The 3,486-nt window shown below is 46.4% G+C and carries 2 protein-coding genes; both read left to right on the forward strand.

Features of this window, described 5'->3' with window-relative positions:
- Window positions 1–2,323 (forward strand): SusC/RagA family TonB-linked outer membrane protein (locus VK541_RS15340; protein WP_324371183.1); only part of this gene is annotated, 2,323 nt, incomplete at its 5' end.
- Window positions 2,324–2,333: 10 nt separating this feature from the next.
- On the forward strand, window positions 2,334–3,486 hold a 1,153-nt coding region (locus VK541_RS15345), incomplete at its 3' end, for a RagB/SusD family nutrient uptake outer membrane protein (protein ID WP_324371184.1).

Consider the following 3,486-nt stretch of genomic DNA (forward strand, 5'->3'; position numbering starts at 1 on the left):
GGCAAGGTTTAATGCATTGGGAACCAGGGAATATACTCCTGAAATGATGGAATGGATCAGGAACCCTAACTTTCAATACCGGGAAAACCCGGGTGCCAATCGCTGGGAGTATTTCGGCAGTACCGACTGGGTAAAAGAGGGGATGAATAAGTACAACGGCATGCAGAATTATTCTCTGTCTGTAAGCGGGGGTGATCAAAAGCTGAATTACCTGGCCTCGGGCGGGTACTACCAGCGTGATGGGGTGCTTCGCTATGGACCGGATGACAACTCCAGGAAGAACCTGAAGCTGAATGTCAATGCGGAACTGAATAAATACCTGAGTGTTGGCTTTGTGGGTGGCTATGTGGGCTCTTTTGTCAATGAAAATTCAAACGGCACTGACAATATCATCGCCAACCTGTATCGCAGCCGCAACCGGCAGACTATTTTTACCCCGGCAGAGGATCAGACTGGCCAGCCTTTTAATGGTGACCTGCAGGTAAATGCCATCGATATTCAGAAGAATGCCGGACTGGAGACCCGTAATTATGAGACTTTCCAAGGCAAATTAAATTTAACTGTGAAAAATCTTGTTAAGGGATTGACGGCTGATTTTACGGGCTGGAGAAACCAGGACACTTACAATATGGAGGCCAACAGAAGAACACTGGTCTGGTATGGACGCACCACTGAACTGGAGCGGTTTTCTATCAATAAGCCCAATAGCATGGAAATGATCAAGAACAGGGGATTCCATAATAATTTTCAGGGCGTACTGAATTATGACCTGACCGTTAAAAATCATCATTTCAAATTACTGGGCGGTGCCTCTTATGAGGAGTCCCGTAAGGATCAGTTGCGTGCGCTGGCCCAAAGCATGGTCAATAATGATTTTTTCAGTTTTAATTTTGCTGATCCATTGACCAAACAGAACTTTGATCTGGTAGAGACATGGGCCATTGGTTCTGTATTTGGACGGTTCAACTATGATTTTTCAGAAAAATACTTGTTGGAAGCCTCTTTTCGCTATGATGGCAGCTCCCGGCTAGCTCCTGAAAACCGCTGGCAGTTGTTTCCGTCGTTTTCTGCAGCATGGCGCATTAATCAGGAATCTTTCATTAAGGATAATTTCCCTTTGATCTCCAATTTAAAATTGAGGGCATCCTGGGGGCAGCTGGGTAATGGTTCTGTATTGGGCTTTTACGAGTATATCCCCTTGCTGAATGCCGGGCTTGGAGAGAGCCGTGCCGATTATCCAAACGTGATCTTTAACGGGCAGCAAAGCCAGTTTTTCTTTCAGAAGCAATTGTCTTCGCCGACCAAGACCTGGGAAACGGTGCAACAGGCAAACATTGGTATTGACCTTGGATTGCTCAATGAGCGGCTAGTCCTTACTGCTGATGTATTTGAAAAACGAAATAAGGATATGCTGGCACTAATTAAGGTTCCCAGTATTATTGGTGTTGAAACCGGAGCTGTCAATGTCGGCGAGTTAAAAAGCTATGGCTGGGAGCTGGATATAAAATGGAGAGATAAGATCGGCAGCGTTGGCTACAACGTAGGCTTTAATATTTCGGATAACCAGAATAAGGTGATCAAATATGATGGAAGAAGTTCTGTCAATGGCGGGCTGGTTGAACTGCTGGAAGGATATCCTTTGAACAGTGTGTGGGGATATAAGACCGACGGGTATTTCCAGACGCAGCAGGAAGCAGATGATTACAAAGCAAAGGTGCAATATCCTTTTGCCCCGGCAAATGCTTTTAAACCTGGTGATGTCAGGTATGTTGACCTGAACGGGGATGGCAAGATCAGTTCAGGCGGAGCTACTCCTGAAGATCCGGGAGACCTGGCTTATCTGGGTACCACCAGCGGCAGGTATACCTATGGAATGGATCTTGGACTGAACTGGAAAGGCATTGATTTTTCAGTCATGTTCCAGGGGGTTGCCAAACGTGCCTTCCTGCTGAACAACAACGCACTGGTACCATTTAATCAAAGTGCCTTCATGCCTTACAGCATCTTTATGGACCGCTGGACACCGGAAAACCCTGATGCTATGTTCCCGCGCTTGTACCAGGGAAATACGTATAACTATCAGGCTTCTGACAGGTCTGTGCAAAACGGGTCTTATTTGCGCTTAAAGAATGTGCAGCTTGGGTATACCATTCCTTTCAGAAAAAAATTTATTCAGAACATGAGGATATATTTTGCCGGGCAGGACCTTTGGGAAAAGACGGATGTGCTGAGTGTGTTTGATCCCGAGGTGGGGAACGACGCCGACGCGGGAACATATCCGTTCTTCCGTACTGTATCATTTGGTCTTAATGTTACTTTTTAATCGAAATTTTATGAAAACAATCAATATAGCACTAATTTGTATACTGCCTCTTACATTTATAGGCAGCGGCTGCAAGCTGGACAGATTTCCGGAGACTGAATTCAGTGATATAAACTTCTGGAATACGGAAACTGATCTGATCAATGCCTGTAACAGGATGTACCAGGAATTGCCGGGCTACGCTGCGGACAATCGTGCCGAAGACAATATAGGGCCGGGATCAAACCAGGTCAGCACCGGAAGCAGACCGGTACCGGGCTCAAGTCCGGACTGGACCGACCCTTATAAAAGGATTTTCACTGCAAATAACATTCTTGAAAAAGCCGGCAAGGCAAATGTTTCTGAAACAGTAAAGAACCGTTATTTTGCGGAGGCACGTTTTTTCCGGGCTTACAATTATTTCAGCCTGATGCAAAAATATGGTGCCGTGCCTTTATTGCTAAAGACACTGGACATCAAGTCCCCCGAACTTTCTATGCCGCGCACAGCAAGAGCTGCGGTTGCGCAGAGTATTTACGATGATCTGGATTTTGCGGCGCTTTGGCTCCCTTCAAATGCTGAATTGCCTGCGGCCCAGTTTGGCAGGTTGACCAAGAGTGCTGCATGGGCTTTCAAAGCGAGGGTGGCATTGTATGAAGGCACGAGGGCAAAATTTCACAATGATGGTGACTGGCAATCGCACCTGAACAAGGCTGTGGATGCGGCCACTTTGGTCATGGCGCAGGGCCATACCCTCAATCCGAATTATAGCAATCAGTTTTTAATAGCGGGAGAGGGACCAACGAATAAAGAAAACATCCTTGTCAAGATCTATGGACCTAGCAGTGCCAATGTACTCCTGGGACACAACAATTCCAGGGATCTTGAAAATGGAAGGATAGCACCGACACGCAGCTTGATGCGGCAGTATTTGTACACTGATGGTTTGCCTGCCTGGACTACTGAAAACCTGCCGAGTTCTACAAAATCATCGCTGTTTATTCCGGAAAGTAACGAAGCTGGTTATGATGACATCTTTAAAAACAGGGATCCCAGGTTTAAGATGACTTTGTTCGTCATTGGCGAGCCTTCTTATCAGCGTCCATGGGTGCCGGTTACTTCACTGGGATCCAGAACTGCCTTTGCCGGTAAAAAAGGGTTTAGCCTTGCGGATAATGCGGTAA

It is taken from the genome of Pedobacter sp. (assembly GCF_035317785.1).
GTDB lineage: Bacteria > Bacteroidota > Bacteroidia > Sphingobacteriales > Sphingobacteriaceae > Pedobacter.